This is a genomic window from Pseudoalteromonas sp. DL-6, from assembly GCF_004328665.1.
Lineage (GTDB): Bacteria > Pseudomonadota > Gammaproteobacteria > Enterobacterales > Alteromonadaceae > Pseudoalteromonas.
This window is the reverse complement of sequence record NZ_CP019771.1, coordinates 25,273-50,564: the sequence shown is the minus strand read 5'-3', so window position 1 is coordinate 50,564 and position 25,292 is coordinate 25,273. Positions and strand designations below refer to the sequence as shown.

The following is a 25,292-nucleotide window of genomic DNA, read 5'->3' as shown; positions in this document are numbered from 1 at the left end:
TTTTACCCAAATACAAATAAGAATTACTATCTTTTGTATTTGTTGGCGATATAATACGGCCATCTTTTTTAGCTATGTTTAAAAGGAATTTGCAGTTTATGCAGGCCTACAACCGTCTTTTAGACTCTCCACCACCTGTTTTATCTAAGTTAAGCTTTTTTATACAGCGCTTTAACTATGAATTAGCGGTTTTATCGCGTTTTTTTATCGCCATTGTGGGCGGGTATTTTTTTACTGCCGTCAGTGTGTCGCTGTTAAGTGTTGTGGTGCCGGTCTCTAAAGTTGACGCGGTTCTTTTAAGTGTCTCCGCGAGTATTTTAATTTATGCACTGGTGTTTATTTATAGTTTTTATCTTCAGTCGTTAAAAACAGTTTGGATCAGTATTTTACTAAGTATTGCAGTGCAATTTTTTACATTGTCGTTAATGAAGGGATGGTTATGAAAGGGAGTTTTTTTCGCTCAATGACCTGGTTACATACATGGGTAGGTTTACTCGTGTGTTGGTTACTGTATTTAATATTTTTTGCAGGCACTATTAGCTTTTTTAGAGATGAAGTGAGCTTATGGAATCAGCCAAGTATTCATAATATTGAGCAACAGACAGACCGTATTGGCGCGCAAAAGCAACAAATAATAACTGGCGTTGAGTATTTAAATGCTCAAGCCCCTAATGCGCCTAATTGGCGGATAACCCTTCCTGAAGAGCGTATACCTTATTTAACGTATGGTTTTGCAAAGCCAAAAGAGCCTGGACAGCGCAGGGCATCGTTTAATAATAGTCGTTTAGACCCAAATACCATGCAACCTTTACCGCCTTTTGTAGATACTCGAGGGGGTAATTTCTTTTATCGTTTGCATTTTGACTTACATTATATTGATGTAAAAACAGCACGTTGGATAGTCTGTTTTGCTAGCTTGTTTATGCTTATTGCGCTGATATCAGGGATAGTGATTCACAAACGTATTTTTAAAGATATGTTTGTTTTTAGAGCTAATAAAGGCAGCCGTAGCTGGTTAGATGTGCATAATTTAAGTTCGGTATTTGCCTTACCGTTTCATTTAATGATTACCTACACCGGGATTATTACTCTGATATTTATGCTGTTTCCCCACCCTGTTAATACTGTTTATGAAGAAGGTATGACTGGCTTTTTTAAAGACTTTTCTCCTAGTAACCCCATTAATAATAAAGCAAAGGGCGAAGCTGAACTTGTGCCTGTGAAGACTATTTTGGATCAGGTTTATACTAAGTGGCCAAACGCCGATATAAACCGTGTAATGATCAGTAACCCTAACAAAGCGGCTGCCACGATTATGGTATTGGTAAGCCCTGGTAAGGCGCTGCGTGATCAAACTCCGCGCCTTATATTCAATGGCGTAACGGGTGAACTCATCGCACAAACTGATGATGAACTCACCGGCAGTAAAGCGCTGTATGAGTCTTTAAATTCAATGCACACTGGGCGTTTTGCAGAGCCATTACTGCGCGGTTTATATTTTTTAGGCGGCATTGCTGGCTGCATTATGATAGCGACAGGCTGCATAATGTGGGCTAAGCGCTTACGCGAAAGAATGAAAAAAAATACTCAGCCATCTTGGGGGCTAAAGCTAGTTGAAGGGTTAAATCTAGGAACATTGATGGGACTGCCCTTGGCTACATCGGCTTTCTTTTTGGCTAATCGTTTACTCAGTAAACAGGTTGCTGAGCGCGCGGATAAAGAAATACTCGCTTTCTTTTTAACTTGGCTATGTGTGTTCATCATTGCCTTTGTAAAGCGTGACAAGCTGCAATGGTGTGTTATGGCGGCTATAAACAGTATTGCCTGTTTTAGTGTGCCAGTGGTTAATGCGCTCACCACTGAAGGTAATATAATTCAGTATTTACGTAACGATCAGTGGGCTTTATTCATGTTTGATAGTTTGTTTTTACTGTTCGGTTTACTGTTTTTGTTACAAACCGAAAAATTACGTACTGGGCTGCAAACTAAAAAGCGTCTACATATAAGTACTCAGGAGCAAAAAATATGATTACCTTGCTGCCATTTAGTTTATGTTTAATTGCTTTTAACTGCTTTGCGCTAGCTAAATATAATCATTTTAAGGATGTTTTTAATAAGCGCCCTACTCAACAGCAGCGTTTGGTTTTATTGGGTGTTGCTTGGATCAGTATTTTACTAAGTTTGCTGTTATGTGTTAACGAATTACAAGGTTATGGTGGTTTGCAGTTTTGTGGCTATATGACGTTAAGTGCTTTAATTGTAATGACTTTTTATAGTTTTTTGGTGAGGTTAACTAAGCTTTTTAATTTACTCATATTAGTAATATTGGCCATGAGTACGTTATTTTTTGGTTTAAATGGGCTTTAGTTAGTAAAAACCTGATCTCAAACAATAGCTAAAATTGAGCTAAAAAAATGGCAAGCCATAAGGCTTGCCAATAATAAAGGGGGATTGTCATTATGTCTTCACCTGCCTGTCTCTTTGCAAGTGAGGCTAATATAGTCCTACTTTATTTAGTTTACCTTACAATAAGGTGAACGTTTTATTACAACCTAGGGGCGTGTAAACCCCCTTTACAGCGGTTTTTGATTTACCCAAATAATCTCATCAGTTGCAAAACCAAGCGCTTTTACTTGGCTTAAAAAGTGCTGCTTAAGCTCTTCACTTACTGTTGGGGTGCGCGATAAAAGCCATAAGTAATCTTTGCTATAACTGGTAATAAAGGCATATTGATAATCAGGTTGGTCGAGCTCAAAAATAATATAGGCACCATAAAACGGCCCAAAAAATGACACTTTAAAATGCCCTGTATCGGTGTTTTCTACAAATTTAGCTAAGCCTTCGGCTTCGTCCCACTGCTGATCTTTACTAATAAACCCTTTGTTTAATACCTTCACCGTTCCATCATCGTTAATTGAGTAGGTGGCTGTTACTTGTTCCATCCCTTGTTCAAATGAATGGTCTAATCGAGCTATTTCATACCACTTGCCTTGATATTTTTCTAAATCAAAGTTTTTAACTGGGGTTATTCCTTCAGGGGCGCTGGTACAGGCACTGAGTAAAAACACGATGGTAATAAATAATGCAGCTTTAAAAGCGAGTTTCATGTTGTTTCCTTTTCTTTAGAAATTGCTATAGGATCGCTTTAATACTAAAGCAATTTAAAGAACTTAGCATGAAAATTTGGGTTGATGCTGACGCTTGTCCGGTGGTAATAAAAGAAATTTTATTTAGAGCTGCAGAGCGTACGCAAACAGAAACAATACTGGTTGCAAATCATGCCATGCGCATTCCACCATCAAAATTTATTAGCCGACTGCAAGTGTCATCGGGCTTTGATGTGGCTGATGATGAAATAGTAAAACGCATTGAAAAAGGCGATTTGGTGATCACTGGGGATATTCCGCTGGCAAGTGAAGTGATTGATAACGGCGGCCAAGCGCTTAATCCGCGAGGTGAGCTTTACACCACTGAAAACATTCGCTCCTTACTAAATGTACGCGACTTTATGGATACTATGCGCTCAAGCGGCGTAGAAATGAGTGGCGGGCCGCCTCCGTTAAGCCAAAGTGACAGACAAAACTTTGCTAATAATCTTGACCGTATTTTAGCGCAAAATAAGAGTAGTTAAGGTGAGCAGCCAGTTAATAGGGTTAGGTGATGACTCATTTAGAGTTGCTGTGTATGTCGCAAAAGCGCCCCCTATGCCCTACTTTGAAATACTAGAGCAGTTAGAGCCTGTAGTTAGTGGGCAAATAAACAGTATAAATCAGCACTGTGGCAATGGCTGGCGAAAAGTCTTTAATGTGTACGCCAAAGTGTTATTTGCGCTGCCAAGCGAGTATTACTCATTTGCCAAACAAGCAGTGAGCTGGCAAGCATATCGAGATGAGCTGTTGTTAAAGCAGCATAGCGGGACTGCATTACTCTTTAGTGCGCCGGTGCTCACTGAGCATAAAAACCAGTTGCACATTATTGCGGGAAGAACTCACGCTAAAAACTTGATACAACAAGGTAAGTTAAACGCCCAACTTGATTGGCTTGATGATGAGTTTGCTATAGATAAAAGCCAGAATATTATTGTGTGCCCCTATTTTGATTATAGGCAGTTAAGTAATATTAAAATTGCCCGTTTGAGTGAGTTAGTGGCTCAGTTAAGATAAGCCACGCTCTCTTTTGCTTTACACAATGTGAGCTAGTTTTTGTGCGCTATCAACTAGCATTAGCGAGCCTAAAATAAACAGCACACATGCCGAGGCTCGTCCAAATTTGAGCGACAATGCGGGGTTGTTACTGAGGATTTTTTTGGCGCTTATTCCTATTAACCAATACACTAACGCACAGCCCACTAAATGAATTACACTCAGTACCAGCAATTGTTCAGTGATAGAAAACGATAAAGTTGGCAATACAAACTGCGGTAATAAGGCTAAAAATAACAGCATCACTTTAGGGTTTAAGCCACTAATAATAAAGCCCTTTCTCATCCACTTTAGATGCGTATCTGAGGTGTGTTGTTGGCCACTGACATAAGCTGCAGGCATAGGAGGAAATCGGTACAGTGATACGGCAATCCAAATGATGTATAAAGCGCCAAACAAGGTTAACAGCTTTATAAAGATGGCATGCGACGCTAATAGCGCACCTAACCCTACCACCACTATTAAACTGGCCACTAAATGCCCAAGTATTAACCCCGATACTGCAGGAACAATTTTGTCGCCCGCTATTCCTGCGCTAATTGTATAAGCCCAATCAGCTCCAGGGGTGAGTACAAACAAAATTGACACCAGCCAAAAAGAAAAAATAATATTAATATCCATGCGCTATAACCCAAAATAAGTGAGTAGCTATTTTATTTCTTTCTGATGAGTAAAAGTTACTGTATTTTACCGATATAAGCATTCATTTTAGGAAATAATTAGCTATGGATACCATAGATAGGAAAATTCTTGCGCAGCTACAAGTTGATGGCAGGCTCACCCTCTCTGAATTGGCTGATCGTGTTGGGCTGAGTGTCTCGCCCTGTCATCGTCGTGTCAAAGAGCTTGAAAAAAGCAAAGCAATTGTCGGTTACCGCACCGAGATTTCACCGGAGAAAGTGGGTTTAAACTTTTCTGCACTCGTATTTATTACTATCAAAGAGGGTGATAAAGCGTCGTTAAGCAAATTAGAGCAAGCGGTGGATGCTATTCCTCAGATCACCAATGCGCAACGTTTATTTGGTACCCCAGATTACTTATTACACGTCGTTACTAAAGATTTAGCTGCGTTTCAGCAACTTTATGATGACAAGCTATCAGCCTTACCAGGTGTACAACGTTTAACCTCAACCATTGTGATGAAAGATATTGTAAGAGCGCGTAATTTGCATTTTTAAATGATTACCGAATTAAAAATCGCGACGATGACGCTGCAAAGCCTGTGGCGAGTGGCTTTGCAGTTATTTATAAAAATAAAGTGTAAATAAAGCTTGTTATAAAGTGTATTACTGTTATTCTGCTCGCCATCGGGTTGATAGAAAGCCCAGTTTATTTGTAAGTACCACGTTGTTATTAGTAATAATCCTTCGCGATATCCTCAAGTTAAATGTTTGTTTTCTTCCTGTTAAACGCCTATTTTAGGGCAATTTTTTATTTATTTTTTTAGGATATTATTATGTCTAATACAACTACTGGTACTGTAAAATTTTTCAACGAAGCTAAAGGTTTTGGTTTTATTGAGCAAGAGTCTGGCCCAGACGTTTTCGCACATTTCAGCGCAATCTCAGGCGACGGTTTCAAAACTTTAGCTGAAGGCCAAAAAGTACAGTTCAGCGTAACTCAAGGTCAAAAAGGCCCGCAAGCTGAAAACATCGTTTGCATCTAATTTAAAGGGAGTGGGTTTTAAAGCGCACTCACCACGCTAAACTAACGTTAAGCGATAAAGCTAATATCAATGCGATATTAGCTTTTTTTTTTCAAAAAATTTATACCACGTACCCACTAAACCCAAGTGCTTTAAAGTACAGTTTTGGAATGCCAAAGCCACACTCGTTGAGTAACTCACTAAAGCGCATGCGATCAAGCGGGTAAAACTCACGCTCTAAGTTATGTGCCATTTGCGTTTTGCCTGCATCGCTAAGTCCAAGCTCTTGGCACGTATTAAGTTGCGCTTCTCTTTCAAATGGGGTTTCTGGGCGCATTAAGTCAGCAATAAATACCGGTGCGGATTTTTTAAGATTGTTTTTAATCCCCTTTAATAACTGCTTTTTATCGCCGTTATCTTCAACAAAATGCATCACCAATAAACATAATACCGCGTCGGCTTTAACTTTTAATTTATCTACCGGTTGGCACTCAATGCTGACTCGTGCATCAATACCTTGCTCTACAAAGCGTTGCTTAGCAATAGCTAACATGTCGGCCGAGGTATCTTGAGCGGTAAACTGCCAAGTAGAATTAATATTCGCCAATGCTGCGATTTCTTTACCTGTGCCCGCGCCTACCACTAAAATATGGGCGTTATCAGTTAACGTTGCGCTTAGCTGTGCATTGGTTAGTTGATGTAATAGCTCGTAACCTGGGACTAAACGGGTAATACGGTTATCATACTCGTGTGCTTCTTCGCCTGTAAAAGTGGGCATACTATTTCCTTAAATTACGTTTATGGTGGAGTATCCACCCGGTTTTTTAGCGACATGAATTTGCGTTGCAACGCGTTCGCTCATTTCACTTACATGTGAAATCACACCGACCTTTCTACCTTGCGCTTGCAGTGAATCTAGCGCATCCATTGCAATACTAAGTGTTTCACTATCTAGTGTACCAAAGCCTTCGTCAACAAATAACGAGTTAATTTGCACTTTGTTTGAAGATAAAGAGGCCAGTCCTAATGCAAGTGCCAACGATACTAAAAACGACTCTCCGCCAGAAAGTGTATTCACAGAACGCTGTTCATCGGCCATATCGCGGTCAATAATCGCTATATCAAGTGAATCAGCTATTGCTGTTAGTTCGTAACGCTTATTCAGCGTTTTTAAATGGCTATTAGCATAATGTAGCAATATTTTTAGTGTTTGTGTTTGCGCTAAATTACGCATTGTTTTGCCGGTTGCGTCACCGAGCACTTTATTAAGTAAATGCCATTGTTCTACTTGTTGTTTAAGCTTGCTTAGCTCAGCCTGCTTGCCCTCAAGAGCTTTTGCATTCTGGTTGTGCTGCTCGATGGCAGTATTAATCGTAAGTAAGTTATTGTGTAATTGTGTTTGCTGCACAGTTAATTGAGTTTGTTGCTCAATTAACTGTGCTTCGCTGTGTGCTGGCTTATTATTTTGCTGATGCTGCTCATTGGCGTTTTGCTGTTGTTTTAGCGCGGCACGAGCATCAACTAATGCTTGAGATAACTGCTCGCTATGCTTTAGCTGCTCTTTAATATCGTCATTACTTATGGCCAGTAGCACCTCGATTTGCTGATGGCTTATATCAGTATACAGCGCGCTAAATTCTTCAAACCAAGCACCATAGCGTGTTTCAAGTGTGGTTAGCTCTTGGCTGTTATCGGCGAAGTGCTGCTCAAGGTTTTTAAGCGTAATAGCGTGCTCATCGCGCTGTTTTATGGCGCTGTCGTGTGCCTGTTGACTCTGATTTAATTCACTCTGGCACTGCTCTACTTGTCTATTCAGCTGAGCCTGGTAGTCATCAGCGCTAATCGTTTGGTTATCGAATAACGCTAAGCGCTGTTGCTGAGTATTGTTGTGTTGCTGCTGTGCCTGAGTTAAATCGTCGTTGAGCTTGCTAACTTGCTGCTCAGCTTTGGTCATAAGCGGGGTTAGCTGCTGCAGCTGTAAATTGGCGCTGTCTAATTGCTTTTGAGTGTGTTCAAGTTGTAGTTGCTGATGTTGATACTGCTCTACTTGCTCACCTAACTCGCTTAGCGTTAACGCGCCGGTTTGTAATGCTTGCCAAAATTGACTGTTTTCAAAGTGAGAATTCAGCTCACTTATAAGTGCTTCGCGTTGGCTGTGCAATTCCTGGTGCTTATTATTAAGCATGATGAGCTGATTATTCAGTTCAACATGCTGGGTATTTAATTGTTGCTGCGCAGTCTGTTCTTTTTTAACCGTGTTTTGCAGTTGGTTAACCGCTTCTTGTAACTGATCTTTTTGTTTTTGCGCAGCAAAGTACTGCGTTTTTTGCACGCTTAATTGTTTATGGGTGTCATCAAGTTGCTCAACGCTCAAGTCATTAAGATCTGTTTTAGCCGCTTGCATGGTATTTTTAATGTCTAACATTTTGGCTTGGGCATCAGCAATCGCTTGGCTATGCTGCTTATGCTCTGCGACTAAAACCGCATGCTGTGTTTGATGTTGATGTAGCTGGGTTTGTGCATCTAAGTGCTGTTGTTTAGCGCCAGTATAAGTATTTTCAAAGTCGGTTATTAAGTTATTAAAAGGTTGGCTTTGATTGTTTGCAAAAGGATGCTCAGTGGCTCCACAAACCGCACATGCCTCATTAGGCAGGAGTTGTGCGCGTAAGTGTTCAACATGTTCACTCGCGCGCAAGCGTGCTTGATTAAGCGATTGTTCGGCGTGTTTCAGCGCTTGCTCTTTACTGCTTAATTGCGCGAGCAATGTATTGTTAGTTTGCTCACTCTGAGTTAGCTTTTCTGCCACATTGCTTTGTTGCTGTGCAGTGTGCTTTAGCTCTTGATTAAATTGCTTATAACGCGCTCGCTGCTCTTTTAAATAATCGATGTTTTTAAGCTGATTATCGCACTGCTCAATACTAAATTGCTCTTGCTGTTGGGTGAGTTTATTTAGGTTTTGTTTTTCAGTGCTTAGCACTTGCTCTGCATGTTCAAGCTGTTTATTTTGCTCATTAAGCTTGGTAGCGAGTGTGCTTAGCTGCAAAGTAGTTGCTTGCTTTTGTTGCTCGAGTGTTTTTAATTGCGTTGTAGTATTAAAAAACTGCTTAAAGCTGTGATTAAAATAGTTCCAATCAGTGGCCAATGGCTTAAGTTGATTGTTCTCTTGTAACCATTTCTTATGGTGGGCGCTTTGTGTTGTTGCCTGCTCCACACTGAGATTATTTTGTTGTAACTGCTGTTGTAACTCGCTTAATTGCTGCTGCTCTTTGGTTTTTTGTTGTGTCAGGCTTGTAATGCTTTGCGTAAAAATAGCTAATTGACTGTCGAGTTCACGTGCCTTTGTAATCAGTGGCTCAGCCGTTTGTTGTTGTTGTTTTGCTGTTGCTAATTCGCTTTGTTGTTTTTTAACCTTACTTGCTTGCTCGTTAATAAGCGCGGCATGATCTAGCGCGTTTAATTCTTTAATTTGTGAATTTAACTGACTGTTTTGCACCGTTAAGCTTTTAAAACGCTGGCGATTATCTTTAATTTCAAGCGCACTTTGTGCTTGTTTGGCTTGCTCAGTTTGCACTTTAACCGCATCAAGTGCATCACTTGCTTGTTGCTCGTTTTGTTGGGCCGCTGTTAATGCTTGCTCTAAACTGTGTGCTTGCTTGTACCAGTTAACACCTTGCTCTGTGTTGGCCAACGTTATTTTTGTGTGTTCAGTTTGTTTTTTAAGTTCATCAAGAGTGTGTTTTTTCTCACTGAGTTCTTCATCAGACAATAACGTGTAACTGGCTAAGCTGGCTGTTAGTAATTCAAATTTATCTTTTACTGCTTTATTACGCTCAAATATACGCTGGCCTATTCGACTAAATTTATCGGTGCCGGTAAGGCACTCTAAAAGTTGTGCGCGTTCATCGCCAGTGGCTTTTAAAAATGCGGCAAACTCGTGTTGTGCTAGTAGCACTGCACGGGAGAACTGCTCAAAAGTGAGGCCTATTTTATTTTCAATGGCTTTTATGGTGGTGCTTTTGTCGGCGATTAAGGTTTCATCAGGTAAGCTATGCAAAGTATGCTCGGCTACTTTTAGTTTGCCGGTTACTTTTTTATGCGTTCGTTGAATGCTGTAGCGTGCTCTATAAAGTTGTTGATCTTGGCCGCTAAAGTCTACTTCCGCATAGCCTTCCCATTTTCCACGGCGCAATAAATTACGGGCATCGTTAAGCTTTATGTTATCGCCGTTAAAATCAATTAGGTTGCCTTTATCGCCTTTTAAACGGGCAGTTTTCGTATAAAGCGCTAAACAAATGGCATCAAGTACGGTGCTTTTTCCTGCGCCAGTGTCACCTGTAATAGCAAATAAACCTGCGTCTTTGAGTGGTGATGCTAAAAAGTCGATTTCGGCATCAGCAATGGAGGCTAAGTTATGAATACGTACGGCGGTTATTTTCATAGTAGCTGCTCCTGTTCAAGTTCATCAATAACGTCGGTTAATAGCGCTTTTAATTCACTGGGTACGGTTTCTCCGGCCATATCTTTGTCGTTATTAAAGGCTTGTTCTAGCAAATTAATTGGGTTGAGCATTTCTACAAAGCTTAAATCCTCAAATACCGTTTCTGAGGAATTATTCACTTGCTGATCGCGTACTCGCTCTATACCACAAAAGTTAACCTGCTTGTCTTTTAGTGCTTGTTCAATTTGTTCACGAAAAGTGGTATCGATATCACTGGATTTTAGCTTTACTCGTAAGTATGGCGCTATTTCGTATTGTTGTGTATCGAGTGCTTTTATTTGCTCGCATAGCTTGGCTAAAGGGACGCACTCCCCCTCGGGTAATACAATTACTTCAGCGAGCCTAGGAATGTAAAGGGGGTTTACAGTGGTGCTTAGCGGTTGGTCTTTTTGTACGTTAAACTCAACCACATTGACTTGATGGGTATATTTCCTTTCTGAAAACGACATTGGAATAGGTGTACCGCTGTAGCGAATGTGCTCATTTTTAGCCACTAACTGCGCTTTGTGTAAATGCCCTAGCGCTACGTAATTGGCATGCTTACCAAATACTGACGCTGAAATGGCTTCTTCACCGCCAATAACTAAGTTACGCTCAGAGTCACCAGAAATATTTCCACCCTTGGCATGCAAGTGACCCATAACAATTAAAGGCGTATTTTCAGCGTTAAGCGTTAACGCATGTTCAAGTGCCAGTTGATAAGCTTTAGCAACGCCTTGTGGGTAACTAGGGCCCTCTTCACTCTGGCTCAGTGCACTTACGTCGCTGGTGCGTAAAAACGGCATAGCGAGTACCACAGCGTGTTTGTCGTTGTTATTAATTGTTATTACCACGTCATTGGGGTTGGCGGGATCAAAGCGGCCTACAACATGGGTATCAAACTGAGCTAATAAGGGCTGTGCGGCCAAAATACGATTAGCGGAGTCATGATTGCCGGCAATTATGACCACGTGTAATTGTGGGCACTGTGCTTTGGCATTCTTTATAAATTGATAGAGTTGGTTTTCTGCACTAGCGCTGGGGGTGGCAGTGTGATAAATATCGCCAGCGACCAGTAATAAGTCGATTTGTTGGCTAACGAGGGTGGTTAATAACCAAGAGAAAAAAGCATGGTGTTCATGACGGCGATCATGTTCATAAAATTGCTGACCTAAGTGCCAGTCTGAAGTGTGAAGAACTTTCATTTTGCGCTCTTAAAAAACCATAAGAGCGCCAATATACCCAAGGCAATTAAAGATGCAAGTATCGCTTTAGCTTAAAATATACCAAGCAATAAAAATAACGGGTAAAGCAGCAAGGGCGATTGTTAAAGGCCACTTTAATGCTTTCGCTTTTTTAGCATGTAATACTTCCAGTGCATTAGTTTCATTACAAGCAGCCACTTTATCAATATACAGGTAGCCTGAGTTAATATACTGCTTACAATTTTGCACGTCTGCTGGTATTGCAATTAGTTTTTGCTGCTTTTTTAGGACATAAAAATCCATAAACTCACCACACTTAATACGATTTGGGTCTGTTGACCTTTGCAGATTAAAATTCGTTCAAACTAGGGGCGGTTTAATCGAGGCGCGAGGTTTGTAACCTAGTGGGCTAAGTAAAAACCGAGCAACAAAGAGTAAATCGCCCCTAGGCAGAACCCAAAGGGCAGCGCCTGTTTGGCATTGATGCTGCGTTATCACCTATTTATGGGGAATAACCACACCACATAGACTTTGCCTTGCCTAAATACCAAACAGACTGCTGCAAATCTAATCTTGAAAGGTCAACAGACCCCAGTTAGAACAAAAAATATTTGAGAGAAACACTAAAAAAGTGCCCTCAAATTAAAAAAGTGGGCGATTCTAATTACAAACCATAGTAAAGATCAACCTAAAACTGTGTTATTTAGTATTTTTAATGAAAATAGCTGTGTTTTTTCGTTTTATCTCTACTTTTAGTGATATGTAAACCCCCTTTACAGTTTTGTTTAGCGTATTAATTACTTTTGTTTTTTATTAAATTTCTGACGAAATGCGCGTTCTTTTTTATGGTATGAAACACTATAAATAGTATTTACATAAACGTGGGGAATATCACCCTATAAAAGCAGGGTTTTATCGCTATTTTATTGAAGCTTAGCTGTAAATTTGTCACAGTAGCGTCACTAAAATCGATCAGGATTAACAATGAAGAAAAATTTATTTACATTGAGTGCGTTTGTATTGCCTTTGGCAATGGCGAGCTCTGTGATGGCCTCATCTGTTGAACAAACTAAAGGCAGCTATGTTGATAAGTTTCGTCAACTAGACGAAGCTTTGCCTACCCCTAATGTTTACCGTAGTGCCGCAGGTGCACCGGCAGAAAATTACTGGCAACAACGCGTTGATTACGATATTGATGTAAAGCTTGATGAGCAAAAGCGTCGTTTAACGGGGAGTCAAACAATTGAATATAAAAATAACTCACCGCATACGCTTAAATATTTATGGCTACAGCTTGATCAAAACATTTTTAAAAATGACTCGATTGCAGAAACCACGCAAACTTTTAAAAGTACCCTACAAAACGAACCGGATGCCAAGCCTGCTAAATTAAGCTTAGGTGATTTACGTCGTCAGCAGTTTATGAACGACAATGAGCTGGGTTACACCATTAGCAATGTTAAAGATGAAGATGGTAAAGCGCTTCGCGTAACGGTTGTTGATACTCTAATGCGTATAGACTTAAACACGCCACTTAAACCGGGTAAAGATGTTGAGTTTAGCATGGACTTCGCGTTTAACTTGGTTGAAGAAGATGCGGTAGGTGCACGTGCAGGTTATGAGCACTTTGAAGAAGACGGTAACGATATTTTCCTAGTGGCACAGTGGTTCCCTCGTTTAGCTGCGTATACTGATTACGAAGCATGGACCAACAAACCATTTCTAGGTAGCGGTGAATTCACCTTGGAATTTGGTGACTACGACGTTGAAATTACGGTTCCAGCGGATCATATTGTATCGGCAACCGGTAAGCTTGATAACCCAAGCTCAGTTTTAACCAGTACTCAACGCATGCGTTTAAAAGAAGCTGAAACAGCAAAGCGCCCGGTATTTGTAGTTACTGAAGAAGAGGCACTCGAAAACGAAAAAGCCGGCACAGACAAAACAAAAACGTGGCATTTTAAAGCAGAGAATGTCCGTGATTTTGCATGGGCGTCGTCACGTAAATTTATGTGGGATGCTAAAGGTTACCAACAAGGTGGGAATGAGCAACCACTGGTTATGGCGATGTCGTTTTTCCCTAAAGAAGGTGGCGATTTATGGAAGAAGTACTCAACTGAATCTGTGGTGCATACCATGGAAGTGTATTCGAAATATTCATTTGACTACCCTTACCCAACTGCACAGTCAGTTAATGGCCCAGTAGGGGGGATGGAATACCCAATGATCACCTTTAATGGTCCACGAACAGACTTACAAGATGATGGTACGCGTACTTATTCTCAAGCAGAAAAACGCTTTTTAATCGGCGTTGTTATTCATGAAGTGGGGCATATTTATTTCCCTATGATTGTAAACTCAGATGAGCGCCAATGGACTTGGATGGATGAAGGCTTAAATAGCTTTTTAGATGGTGTTGCTGGACGTGAATGGGATCCAACCATTCCTTGGGGGGTTGAGCCTCGTGACATTGTGGCGTACATGAAGTCTGAAACTCAAGTACCTATTATGACGCAATCAGACAGTGTGCTTCGATTAGGCCCTAATGCCTACACTAAACCAGCTGCAGCATTAAATATTTTACGTGAAGTTATTCTAGGTCGTGAATTATTTGATTTTGCGTTTAAAGAGTATGCACAGCGCTGGAAATATAAGCGTCCTACTCCAGCTGATTTTTTCCGTACTATGGAAGAAGCGTCAGGCGTTGATTTAGATTGGTTCTGGCGTGGTTGGTTTTACACCACAGACCATGTTGATATCTCGCTTGATAAAGTATACCAATTACGGTTAGACACCAAAAACCCTGATATCGACTTTAAACGTTTACGTGATATTGAAGCGAATAAGCCAAGCTCATTATTTGTTGAGCGTAATCGTGCTGAAGGTAAAAAAACCTGGGTTGAGAAAAACCCAGATGTGACCGACTTTTATGACGAAAACGATCGCTTTACGGTTACCAATAAAGAACGTAATTCGTACAACAAATTTTTAAAAGGCTTAAAACCGTGGGAGCGTAAAACACTCGATCGCGCGCTAGAAGAAGACAAAAACTACTATGTTATGGAGTTTTCAAACTTGGGCGGTCTAGTGATGCCGATTCTTTTAGAGCTAACTTATGAAGATGGCGCTAAAGAAGAGCGTTACATTCCCGCAGAAATTTGGCGTCGTAACCACAAAAATGTACAAAAGCTGATTATTACCGACAAAAACAAACCGCTCACCTCAGTAACGGTTGATCCAGGTTGGGAAACAGCGGATGTGAATGTAGAAAATAATCACTACCCACGTCGTATTATTCCTTCACGTATTGAAGTGTACAAACGTGAAAAGAGTAAGGCAAAAGTAAGCCGTGATATCATGCAAGATATTAAAACTGAGCTGAAAAAAGACGAGCCAAAAGACGAAAAAAATAACGGCGAGGACCAATAATAATGCGCTTTTTGCTTATTATTGCTTGTTTTTTAATTGCTGCGCCGAGTATGGCGCATCAATTAAAATCATCCGTTACCACGGTGTTATTTAATCAGCGCACGCACAATATTGAATTGATGCATCGTTTTTACTTACATGACACAGAGCATGCTGTTGGCAACTTATTTAAAGGCAAAGTGGATATTATAAATAACAAGCGTGACCAAAAACGCTTTGCTAAATATGTTGAGTCTCATGTTGCTTTGCAAACCTTAGTAGGTGAGCCACTTACGCTTAATTATGTGGGTGCACAAGTGGATGGTAAGTTCTTTTGGGTATACCAAGAAGCAACGATCCCCGATGAGATTGAGGGCATTAGAATGAGTCATGGTGCACTGCGTGATTTGTGGCCTGCACAAGTCAATATGGTAAATGTTGAAGGGCGAGGACAAGTTAAAACGTTAAACTTTAGCCAAGACGATACATGGCTTGAAGCGCGATTTGAAACTAACTAACCCACCGCGCATCTTTTATAAGGTGCGCACTTTTTTACCAAAGATTAGCTGATCGCGTTAATTTACTTCATCGTAGAACCATTACAACAGATATTATTCAAACCCAAGCTATTGTGTTATCAAATGAGCTATACTGGGAGTGCAATGGACTGAGCTCTTTCCAATACGTTTATTGATATACTCTTTTATGTAAAGCAAACTCAGCAAAATGAGCTAATTATTTAGCGCAAGGAATGAAATGAAAACGCAAATTGAGGCAATCAAAGGTGTTATTTTTGATTTAGACGGAACCTTAGTATCATCAGAATTAAACTTTTCATTAATAAAAGCCCAAGTAGGTTGTCCTGCAGAGCTAGACCTACTTGAATATATAGAGCAATTGCCCTCGCCCTACATGCGTGAAGAAGCAATGAATATAGTGCATCAGCATGAGCTACTTGATGCGCAAACGGCGACGTTTTTACCCGGCGTTGTTAAAGCTGTTAACGCTCTGCAAGCTAAAAATATCCCCATGGCTATTGTGACCCGTAATTTTGATAAAGCGGCCACACTAAAGCTACAACACAACCCATTGCCAATCGAAACGGTACTCACTCGAACTGAAGCTCCAGCCAAACCCGATCCGAGTGCTTTATTAATGATTGCAAGGCAGTGGTCAATGCCAGTTGATAATGTTATTTACGTTGGTGATTATTTATATGATATACAAGCGGCCCATAATGCAAAAATGCGAGCCTGTTTGTATGCACCTGATGTGACCCCCGCGTATGCCGAACAAGCCGATTTTGTTATTCATGCGTTTGATGAATTGGTAACATTAATTGACAATCACGCTGAAAAAGTGAGGGTCTGTTGACCTTTCAAGGTTGAATTTGCAGCAGTCTGTTTGGTATTTAGGCAAGGCAGAGCCTATGTGGTGTGGTATTCCCCATAAATAGGCGATAATGCAGCATCAATGCCAAACAGGCGTTGCCCGGAGGGTTCTGCCTAGGGGCAATTAACTCTTTGTTGCCTACATGGATGTAGGTAAGGGGCGTGAGCAGGACGCGGAAGCTTTGCTCGGTTTTGACTTAGCCCACTAGGTTACAAACTTCGCGCCGCGATTAAATTGCCCCTAGTTTGAACAAATAGCAATCCGCAAAGATTAACAGACCCTGATTATGTTAAATTGAGCTTTGTTGTATTTATTTAATAGCATAACGGGTATTATTTAAATTAATACCCAGCTGCTTTTACTTAGCATAGCATGTTGAACCACTAGCCCAATACGCTTTGAATTGGTAAAATATCGAAAACAGAACGTATTCAATAGAGGCACAAGATGGGCAGAGCATTTGAAGTCCGCAAAAGTTCGATGGCTAAAACAGCCAACGCAAAAACTAAAGTAAATTCGAAGTATGGTAAAGAAATTTACGTTGCAGCCAAAAGTGGTGAACCCGACCCCGATGTAAATCAAACATTGCGCCGCTTAATTGAAAAAGCCAAAAAAGACCAAGTTCCCGCGCACGTAATCGAAAAAGCAATTGAAAAAGCAGCCGGTGGGGCAGGGGAAGATTACTCAACCGCTCGTTACGAAGGTTACGGCCCGGGTAATTGTATGGTGATTGTTGACTGTTTAACCGACAACCCTAATCGTACGATTAAAGATGTGCGCTTACCGTTTACTAAAACAGATTCAAAAATAGGCACACCTGGTTGTGTTGCTCATATGTTTGATCACCTTGCTGTTTTAGGGTTTGCAGGCGACGACGATGAAGTGGTGTTAGAAGCCCTGATGATGGCTGATGTTGATGTGACTGATGTAGAAGCCGAAGATGGCAAGGTGTCGGTGTTTGCACCGCATACTGAGTACTTTAAAGCTAAAACGGCATTAGAAGAAGCATTTGAAGGCATTAACTTTGAAATTGATGAGATTACCTTTGTACCACAAGTGCATGTTGAAATTACTGATGAAGAAGTGATTGCCAACTTTGAGAAATTTATCAATATGCTTGAAGATTGCGATGACGTACAAAATGTTTATCACAACGCGACCATTAAAAATTAATTCGTAGTTTTAACTAGGCGAATTTTAGCTATTTTGCCGCTTAATAAAACAAAAAGCGCGTTTTGTGTAGGCAAAACGCGCTTTTTTAGTGTTAAATAAATGTCAGCTATTCAGCTATTCAGCTATTCAGCTATTCAGCTATTCAGCTAGGTTATGGTGCTGTGCTTTATATTTTAAGCGGTAGCTGTGCAGTAGCGGCTCAGTATAACCGCTAGGTTGGCTAACGCCTTCAAATACTAGTGCCATAGCGGCTTGATAAGCAACACTTTTAGCCAGTGTTTGCTCATTAGTAGCCATAGGGCTGTAAAGGCTATCATGCTCATTTTGGCCATCAACAACCTTAGCCATTTTTGCCATCACTTTTTGTACTTGCTCATTACTGCACACGCCGTGATGCAGCCAGTTGGCGATATGCTGACTTGAAATACGTAAGGTCGCTCTATCTTCCATTAAGCCAATATGGTTAATGTCAGGCACTTTAGAACAGCCTATACCTTGGTCAATCCAGCGTACTACGTAACCTAAAATGCCTTGCGCGTTGTTCTCAAGCTCACTTTGAATATCTTCTTTTGATAGTGTTTCTGGGGTTGTCATTAGCGGTGGTGTTAGCAAGCTTTCTAGGCTTGCTATTTGGCGCGTGGCAATGCTTTGCTGCAGGCTAAATACATCAACATCATGATAGTGCATTGCGTGTAATGTAGCGGCAGTAGGAGAGGGCACCCAAGCCGTATTTGCACCTGATTGAGGATGTGCAACTTTTTGCTCCATCATCATCGCCATTTTATCGGGCATTGCCCACATACCTTTACCAATTTGTGCTTTGTGGCTTAAGCCACAGGCTAGGCCAATATCGACGTTACGATCTTCATAAGCGCTGATCCAAGGCTGTGATTTAATAGCGGCTTTAGGCAGTACCACACCCGCTTGCATAGAGGTGTGTATTTCATCACCGGTGCGGTCTAAAAAGCCGGTGTTAATAAATACAACGCGCTCTTTAGCTGCATGAATACAGGCTTTTAGGTTAGCAGAAGTACGACGCTCCTCGTCCATAATGCCCATTTTAAGGGTGTTTTTCGGCAAGCTTAGTGCCTCTTCAACCATACCAAATAAAGTGTTAGCAAATGCCACTTCATCAGGGCCATGCATTTTTGGTTTTACAATATTAATACTTTGTGCAGTTGAGTTTTGAATGGCATTTTTAGTGTTTAAATCGTGCAGTGCGGCTGTTGCGGTGAACATGGCATCCATGATGCCTTCAAACACATCATTACCACTTACATCGGTAATGGCAGGGTTTGTCATTAAATGCCCAACGTTACGCACAAACATCATACTGCGCCCTTTTAGGGTCAGTTTTTGGCCATCAAGACCTGTGTATTGGCGATCGGCTTGTAACGTACGGTCGACCATTTTGTCGCCTTTTCTAAACGTTTCAACTAAGTTACCTTGCATTAAGCCTAACCAGTTTTTGTACACTTGCACTTTATCTTCGGCATCCACTGCAGCAACGGAGTCTTCACAGTCCATAATAGTGGTCAGCGCCGCTTCAAGTACCACATCTTTTAGCCCTGCTTTATCAGCTTGGCCAATAGGGTGGTGATGATCTATTTGCAGCTCAACATGTAATCCATTGTTTTTAAGTAAAATAACACTTGGGTTTTGTGCCTCACCTTGATAGCCAACGAGTTGTTCAGGGTTTTTAAGCGTAGTGTGCGAGCTGTCGCGTAATGTAATAGCAAGTGCGCCATCCACAATTGAATAATTAGTGCTTTCGATGTGCGAGCCATTTTCAAGCGGTAGCGCTTTATCTAAAAACTGTCTGGCGTAAGCCATTACTTTAAAGCCGCGCACTGGGTTGTATTGAGTCCCTTTCTCTGCACCATCGTCTTCACTGAGTACGTCTGTGCCGTATAGTGCATCGTAAAGTGAACCCCAACGTGCATTAGCAGCATTTAAAGCAAAACGGGCATTACTAACCGGTACCACTAACTGTGGCCCTGCAGTCAATGCTATTTCTGGCTCTACATTCTGGGTTTCAATATTAAAGTCTTCAGGTTCATCAACTAAATAGCCAATGTCTTTTAAAAACGCTTGGTACTGGGCTTGATCACCGTTTTTATTAGCAACATGGTAGTCATCAATCTGCTTTTGTAATTGTTCACGTTTAGCGAGTAGCGACTTGTTCAGCGGAGTAAGTGTTTGCACTATATGAGCAAAGCTTTTCCAAAACTGGTGTTCGTCTAGATGGGTACCAGGTAATAGTTGTTTTTTAACAAATTCAGCTAGTTGCTTATCAACGCTGAGTCCAGAGTGGGTGAGAGTGTGGCTCATAATTAAAATCCTTAAACGGTCCGACAGAGTGCATTTTTTATATGCGTACACTTACCATATCGCAAAAAAGTCGCTTTGAGTGCTTTTTAACCATTCACTATATGTATAGCCGCAATAACAACTATAAATTTACTAAATCTAAAAAATAAGCCTAATGTTTAATTAAGCGCTACAGAGCTAACGCGATGTAGTCACTCTCTCAACAATAAATATTAATACCCGTTCGAAGGACTTTATTATGACAACATATCAAGGCGAAACAGATACACTAGCAACACTATGCCAATCACAAGGCAGTGCATGGAAAACTATTAATCCTGAATACGCAACTCGCATGCGTTTACAAAACCGTTTTCGCTCTGGTGTTGATATTGCACAATTTACTGCTGACATTATGCGTGAAGACATGGCGGCATACGACAAAGACACAAGCCAGTACACGCAGTCTTTAGGTTGTTGGCATGGTTTTACTGCGCAACAAATGATGATGGCTATTAAGCGCCACCAAAAAACAACTAAACGCAGTTACGTATACCTAAGTGGTTGGATGGTGGCAGCGCTTCGCTCTGAGTTTGGCCCACTTCCAGATCAAAGTATGCACGAAAAAACATCAGTACCAGCACTTATCGAAGAAATCTACACCTTCCTAAAGCAAGCTGATGCACGTGAACTTGACCATTTATTCAATGAGCTAGACGATGCAAAAGCAAACGGCGGCGACGTTCAAGCCGTGCTTAATAAAATTGATAACTTTGAAACGCACGTTGTGCCAATCATTGCTGATATTGATGCAGGTTTTGGTAACGAAGAAGCGACTTACCTACTTGCTAAAAAGATGATTGAAGCGGGTGCTTGTGCTATCCAAATCGAAAACCAAGTATCAGATGCTAAGCAATGTGGTCACCAAGCAGGTAAAGTTACCGTTCCTCATGAAGACTTTTTAGCTAAAATTAACGCAGTACGTTACGCGTTCCTAGAGCTAGGTATTGATAACGGCATTATCGTTGCACGTACCGATTCACTAGGTGCAAGCCTAACGCAAAAAGTACCGGTTTCACAAAAACCAGGTGACTTAGCAAGCCAATACAATGCATTTTTAGAAACAACACCGGTAAACAGCGTTGAAGATTTAAATGAAGGCGAAACGGCAATGAAGCTTAATGGCCAACTTTGTAAGCCTACACGCCTAGATAACGGTTTATACCAGTTCCGCGAAGGCACAGAGAAAGACCGCGTAGTACTAGATTGTGTAACTAGCTTACAGTCAGGCGCTGATTTACTGTGGATTGAAACAGAAAAACCACACGTAAAACAAATTGCAGAGCTGGTAAATCGCGTTAAAGAACAAGTTCCAGATGCTAAATTAGTATACAACAACTCACCGTCGTTCAACTGGACGCTTAAGTTCCGTGAGCAAGTATACCAAGAGTGGCAAGAAGCAGGTCGTGATCTAAGCGCTTACCCAAGTATTGATGACAACAAAGCGCTTATGGCTCCAGAAATGGATGCAACAGAGCTTGCTGCAGCTGCAGACTTATTAGTACAAAACTTCCAACGCGATGGCGCACGTGAAGCTGGTATTTTCCATCACCTAATCACATTGCCAACGTACCATACAGCAGCATTAAGCACTGATATTCTATCTGAAGGTTACTTCGGTGATTTAGGTATGCTGGCTTATGTACGTGACGTACAACGTCAAGAAATCCGTCGTGAGCAAGCGTCAGTTAAGCACCAAGACCTTGCAGGCTCTAACATTGGCGATACGCACAAAGAGTACTTCTCTGGCGAGAATGCACTTAAAGCCGGTGGTGAAGCTAACACCATGAACCAATTCTAATTCAACTAGATAGTGTTACTTAAGGGCCGCAAGGCCCTTTTTTTATGCCTGCATAAAGGCAAAATTTAATAGATCAGTATTTTACTAGCTAGCTATTCAGGGATGCAGTGCAGGTTAAAAGTGTAAATTAAATTTAAAGGATGTTTATGCTTGGCTGTGAGGGCTTTATGTTGATTACGCTTTGACACGTGTAAGCACAATAAATTAACCGCTTTTTACCACATATAGATCAGAGTTTAACTAAGCTATTAAAAGCAGATCACGATTTAACTAGCTAGTTCAAAAAGCAGATCAGGTTTTAACTAACCAGCTTGAAAACAGCCATTCTCTTCATCATTAAGGGTAGATTTGCCTTTCTAATCCTCAATTTGAGCATATAAACGCTTAATTTAAAGATTTTTAACTGGGGTTTAGAAAGTAATAAACCGATTTTTTATTAACTGTTGCATCTTATAAAACATTTTTTTACTAACTGAGGGCTTATAAACAGTGACTCAAACCGAATTTTTACTAACTCAAAGGGGCTGAGTTAGTATAAACCGAATTTTTACCAACTCAGTTTGAAGCTAAGTCCGATATTTAGCTAAAGTATGTAAGGGATTACTCACATTATTGCTGTAAAGGGGGTTTACACTTGTGAGCTTCGAGCTTCGAGCTTCGAGAAACGAGCTTACAATAGCTCGTCACTCATAATTCGACGTTTTATTTCGAATGCTTATCAAACCACCACTGAATGTAAGCCACTTTAGTCATTAAATTTGATGGACGGGCAGTTATACCATGTGAAGCGTTTGGAATGCGCACCATCGCGGTATCAACCCCCTTTAATTTTAAGGCTTGATAAAACTGCTCTGTTTCTGAAATTGGCGTACGGTAGTCTGCTTCACCAGTCAGTAGCATGGTAGGGGTTTTAACATTGCCAACATAACTGATTGGTGAGCGCTTCATATAATGCTCAATATGGTCCCAAGGTTTACCTGGAAACCAATAATCGGCAAAAAATGGATAGAAGTCGGCAGTTAGTACAAAGCTGATCCAATTAATCACTGGTTTTGCAACCACAGCTGCAGCAAAGCGATCCGTATGGCCTACAATCCACGCGGTTAATACACCGCCGCCAGAACCACCGGTAACGAACAACTTAGACTCATCAATAAAACCTTTATCGATTAGCGCGTCAACGCCTGTCATTAAATCATCGTAATCATTGCTTGGGTAATTATGATGAATAGTTTGCGCAAACTCTTTACCGTACGAGTCACTGCCTCGCGGGTTCATGTATAAAACAACATTTCCTTTGGCAGCAAATAGTTGTACTTCGGCACTAAAGTGAGGGCCATAGTTAGCAACAGGACCACCGTGGATTTCAAGCACCAGTGGGTATTTTTTTGATTTATCAAAACCCGGTGGGTAAGCAACCCAGCCTTGTATTGGTAACTCGTCGTGGCTTGATTTTAACCATAGCTCTTCAACCTTGGCGAGCTGTTTAGTTTGTAGTGCATCTGAGTTTAAATCAGTTAAACGCTGTACTTTGCCACGTTTTATTGTAGCTACATCAGTAGGGCGCTGGGTATCAGCCAAGGTAAATGCAATGTCACCATTTTCACTAATATCAAAATCACCACCAGAATAAGGACGCCCAAACGCCACGCTACCTATTTGTTCGGTAATCACCTTACGTTTACCACTTCGAGGTTGATAAGCGAGTGCGGTTTGGCCTTCATCAGCATAGCTAAAATAGAGGCCTTTTGAATTTGCGCTCCATTGTATTTGGCCAACGCTGCGATCGAAATCGGGAGTCAGACTTTGGGTATCACCGGTTTTTAAATCACGAATATAAAGCTGAGTATTTTCATAGTTAGTGCGCTTGTCGTCGTAGCCAGTATAAGCAAGGTACTGACCGTTAGGTGAGACCTGAGGTTGTTGATCTGGCCCATTACGGTCGGTCAGTGGTGTGATTTCCAACGTGTTTAAATTAAGCTGGTACACTTCACTATTGGTTGGCTTGAGTGCATGTTCAGCGTGTCTATTGGCTGAAAAATAAAGTGATTCGCCGTTTTTACTAAAGCTTACACCGCCATTGTAATCAAAGTTATCGTCAGTGAGTTGTTGTGCATTGCCGCCATTCGCATTAAGAGTAAATAGCTGATTAAATCCTTTTTGACTATAGCCACTGCCATCTGCACGGTAGTAAACATCGTCAATAAATTTAGCAGGGTCTGCCCAGCTAGCGCCTTTAGGTTTGCCAGGCAAACTGACAGGAGGTGAGCTTATTTCAGGAACAAACATACTAAACACCAGTTGTTTAGAATTAGGTGACCAGCTGATTGAGCGAGGTGCATTGGTAAGGTTACTAATTTTTGCCACAGCACCCGTTTTAAGCCACTTCATGTATATTTGATTACTGCCATCTCTGTCAGAGATAAACGCAAGGCGCTGCCCATCGGGTGACAACACCGGCGAGTAGTCCATAAATACACCAGATGTTAAGGGTTGTAGTTGTCCTGTGCTGTAATCAACAGACCAAATATTACCTACTTTGCGATCGGTTTTAATATCCATGCGGTTGCGGACAAAATACACTGTTTTACCGTCGTCAGTAATATCTATTTGGTTGGCATATTCTAAGTTGAATATATCTTGAAGTTGCAATGTATCGGTATTGGCAACGGCCAAGTGGCTGCTACCTAGTATAAGGCTCATAGCTAAAAGCGTTTTCATTGTTTATCCCTGTTTTAAATCACTAATCTATTTATAGGGTAGTAGAGGGATAATTTATAGTCAGATGCGACGAAGCTCGCATTTAAAACTACCAATGAATGCAGGTGGTAAAAGAAAGCAAAAGCTGTAAAGGGGGTTTACAGCTTAATCTGTTTTTTTGACTTTAGTTATTGGCTGAGCAAAGCGCTTTTATCTCTTCAATAATTGCAATGCCTTGGGGGTTATCGCCATGCACGCAAACACTGTCAGCGACTAGTGTTAACGATTTTCCAGATTGAGTAGTCACACTGTTACTGGCTAAAAGCTGCTTAACCTGAGCTAATAATGCGTCTTTGTTATGCACACTGCCGGCTATATTTCGTGATACTAAGTACCCTTGGTCAGTGTACTGCCTGTCTGCGAACGCTTCTAATACGAGTGTGAGCCCAAGGTGGCGAGCCATGGTTTGATGTAGCTTGGCATCGGCTGTGGCGAGTATCATTAACTTTAAGTTTGCAGGGTAACTGGCAACTGCACCCATAACAGTGGTGAGTAGTTGCTGGTTTGTCATCATGTCGTTATATAACGCACCATGGGGTTTTACATAGCTAAGGGTTAGCCCTTGTACTTTTGCCATGCCATCAAGGGCGGCTATTTGATAGTGCAAACACTGAGTGAGCTCAGCCACGCTCATGCTCATTGAACGCCTACCAAATCCTTGTTTATCGGGGTAGCTTGGGTGAGCGCCAATCATAACATTATGTTGTTTAGCTAGCTTTAGGGTATGCGCCATTACACTCGAATCACCTGCATGAAAGCCACAAGCAATATTTGCCATATCAATATGGGGCATAACATCGTTATCAAGGCCCATTTGCCATGCGCCAAAGCTCTCGCCTAAATCACAATTAAGTTTCAT

General features: G+C 41.1%; 21 protein-coding genes. 12 read left to right on the top strand and 9 right to left on the bottom strand.

The features are described from left to right. Positions 1–98 precede the first annotated feature (98 nt). Genes B1F84_RS15355 through B1F84_RS15345 form a run of 3 tightly spaced genes read left to right on the top strand, consistent with a single transcriptional unit; the run spans position 99 to position 2,367 of the window. Entirely contained in the window at positions 99–443 is a 345-nt protein-coding gene (locus B1F84_RS15355; RefSeq protein ID WP_008110784.1) for a hypothetical protein, read from the top strand. Beyond that, positions 440–2,029: a PepSY-associated TM helix domain-containing protein gene (locus B1F84_RS15350; RefSeq protein ID WP_131691971.1), complete on the top strand. Its 1,590-nt coding sequence runs from the start codon at positions 440–442 to the stop codon at positions 2,027–2,029. The genes B1F84_RS15355 and B1F84_RS15350 overlap by 4 nt, the downstream gene beginning before the upstream one ends. Continuing rightward, on the top strand, positions 2,026–2,367 hold the full coding sequence (locus B1F84_RS15345; RefSeq protein ID WP_076920033.1) for a DUF3325 family protein: 342 nt from the start codon (positions 2,026–2,028) through the stop codon (positions 2,365–2,367). Before B1F84_RS15350 ends, B1F84_RS15345 begins: the two co-directional genes overlap by 4 nt. A gap of 206 nt (positions 2,368–2,573) precedes the next feature. Here B1F84_RS15345 and B1F84_RS15340 read toward each other — a convergent pair whose 3' ends face one another. Continuing rightward, positions 2,574–3,107 carry a lipocalin family protein gene (locus B1F84_RS15340; protein WP_076920032.1) on the bottom strand — a complete coding sequence of 178 codons (534 nt, stop codon included), beginning with the start codon at positions 3,105–3,107 and terminating at the stop codon, positions 2,574–2,576. Positions 3,108–3,175: 68 nt separating this feature from the next. On the opposite strand from B1F84_RS15340, the gene B1F84_RS15335 reads away from it, so the two are divergent. Together B1F84_RS15335 and B1F84_RS15330 are read left to right on the top strand one after the other, a co-directional pair. Continuing rightward, entirely contained in the window at positions 3,176–3,631 is a 456-nt protein-coding gene (locus tag B1F84_RS15335; protein ID WP_008110780.1) for a YaiI/YqxD family protein, read from the top strand. Position 3,632: 1 nt separating this feature from the next. Beyond that, on the top strand, positions 3,633–4,163 hold the full coding sequence (locus B1F84_RS15330; protein ID WP_131691970.1) for a hypothetical protein: 531 nt from the start codon (positions 3,633–3,635) through the stop codon (positions 4,161–4,163). Between the two features lie 18 nt (positions 4,164–4,181). Here B1F84_RS15330 and B1F84_RS15325 read toward each other — a convergent pair whose 3' ends face one another. Next, the gene (locus B1F84_RS15325) at positions 4,182–4,823 is read right to left on the bottom strand and encodes a LysE family translocator (RefSeq protein WP_131691969.1); all 642 of its coding nucleotides are present in this window, start codon (positions 4,821–4,823) and stop codon (positions 4,182–4,184) included. A gap of 104 nt (positions 4,824–4,927) precedes the next feature. Here B1F84_RS15325 and B1F84_RS15320 point away from each other — a divergent pair, with 104 nt between their 5' ends. Continuing rightward, the gene (locus tag B1F84_RS15320) at positions 4,928–5,380 is read left to right on the top strand and encodes an Lrp/AsnC family transcriptional regulator (RefSeq protein WP_008110775.1); all 453 of its coding nucleotides are present in this window, start codon (positions 4,928–4,930) and stop codon (positions 5,378–5,380) included. A gap of 278 nt (positions 5,381–5,658) precedes the next feature. Further along, on the top strand, positions 5,659–5,868 hold the full coding sequence (locus tag B1F84_RS15315; protein ID WP_008110773.1) for a cold-shock protein: 210 nt from the start codon (positions 5,659–5,661) through the stop codon (positions 5,866–5,868). 100 nt (positions 5,869–5,968) lie between these two features. Here the strand turns inward: B1F84_RS15315 and B1F84_RS15310 are convergent, their stop codons facing one another. The 4 genes from B1F84_RS15310 to B1F84_RS15295 form a co-directional block, all read right to left on the bottom strand. After that, on the bottom strand, positions 5,969–6,625 hold the full coding sequence (locus tag B1F84_RS15310; protein ID WP_131691968.1) for a class I SAM-dependent methyltransferase: 657 nt from the start codon (positions 6,623–6,625) through the stop codon (positions 5,969–5,971). Between the two features lie 9 nt (positions 6,626–6,634). Then, complete coding sequence (locus B1F84_RS15305; RefSeq protein ID WP_131691967.1) at positions 6,635–10,285, bottom strand: AAA family ATPase; 3,651 nt, start codon at positions 10,283–10,285, stop codon at positions 6,635–6,637. Beyond that, complete coding sequence (locus tag B1F84_RS15300; protein ID WP_131691966.1) at positions 10,282–11,529, bottom strand: exonuclease SbcCD subunit D C-terminal domain-containing protein; 1,248 nt, start codon at positions 11,527–11,529, stop codon at positions 10,282–10,284. The genes B1F84_RS15305 and B1F84_RS15300 overlap by 4 nt, the downstream gene beginning before the upstream one ends. A 66-nt stretch (positions 11,530–11,595) precedes the next feature. Continuing rightward, entirely contained in the window at positions 11,596–11,832 is a 237-nt protein-coding gene (locus tag B1F84_RS15295) for a hypothetical protein (RefSeq protein WP_076920026.1), read from the bottom strand. Positions 11,833–12,513: 681 nt separating this feature from the next. Between B1F84_RS15295 and B1F84_RS15290 the strand changes: the two genes are divergently transcribed. The 4 genes from B1F84_RS15290 to B1F84_RS15275 all read left to right on the top strand — a co-directional run bounded on the left by B1F84_RS15290 (position 12,514) and on the right by B1F84_RS15275 (position 17,502). Beyond that, complete coding sequence (locus tag B1F84_RS15290; protein ID WP_131691965.1) at positions 12,514–14,958, top strand: M1 family metallopeptidase; 2,445 nt, start codon at positions 12,514–12,516, stop codon at positions 14,956–14,958. A 2-nt stretch (positions 14,959–14,960) separates the two neighbouring features. Further along, positions 14,961–15,455: a DUF6702 family protein gene (locus B1F84_RS15285; protein WP_131691964.1), complete on the top strand. Its 495-nt coding sequence runs from the start codon at positions 14,961–14,963 to the stop codon at positions 15,453–15,455. Between the two features lie 238 nt (positions 15,456–15,693). After that, positions 15,694–16,311 carry an HAD family hydrolase gene (locus B1F84_RS15280; protein ID WP_131691963.1) on the top strand — a complete coding sequence of 206 codons (618 nt, stop codon included), beginning with the start codon at positions 15,694–15,696 and terminating at the stop codon, positions 16,309–16,311. Positions 16,312–16,776: 465 nt separating this feature from the next. Further along, complete coding sequence (locus B1F84_RS15275; RefSeq protein WP_131691962.1) at positions 16,777–17,502, top strand: YebC/PmpR family DNA-binding transcriptional regulator; 726 nt, start codon at positions 16,777–16,779, stop codon at positions 17,500–17,502. 138 nt (positions 17,503–17,640) lie between these two features. Here the strand turns inward: B1F84_RS15275 and B1F84_RS15270 are convergent, their stop codons facing one another. Then, a complete protein-coding gene (locus B1F84_RS15270; RefSeq protein WP_131691961.1) occupies positions 17,641–19,833 on the bottom strand; it encodes a malate synthase G in 2,193 nt (730 codons plus the stop codon). A 238-nt stretch (positions 19,834–20,071) separates the two neighbouring features. Between B1F84_RS15270 and B1F84_RS15265 the strand changes: the two genes are divergently transcribed. Continuing rightward, positions 20,072–21,673 carry an isocitrate lyase gene (locus B1F84_RS15265; RefSeq protein WP_008110760.1) on the top strand — a complete coding sequence of 534 codons (1,602 nt, stop codon included), beginning with the start codon at positions 20,072–20,074 and terminating at the stop codon, positions 21,671–21,673. A 702-nt stretch (positions 21,674–22,375) separates the two neighbouring features. On the opposite strand, the gene B1F84_RS15260 is transcribed toward B1F84_RS15265, so the two are convergent. Together B1F84_RS15260 and B1F84_RS15255 are read right to left on the bottom strand one after the other, a co-directional pair. Then, entirely contained in the window at positions 22,376–24,394 is a 2,019-nt protein-coding gene (locus B1F84_RS15260) for a S9 family peptidase (RefSeq protein WP_131691960.1), read from the bottom strand. A gap of 163 nt (positions 24,395–24,557) precedes the next feature. Beyond that, entirely contained in the window at positions 24,558–25,292 is a 735-nt protein-coding gene (locus B1F84_RS15255; RefSeq protein ID WP_131691959.1) for a 5-oxoprolinase subunit PxpA, read from the bottom strand.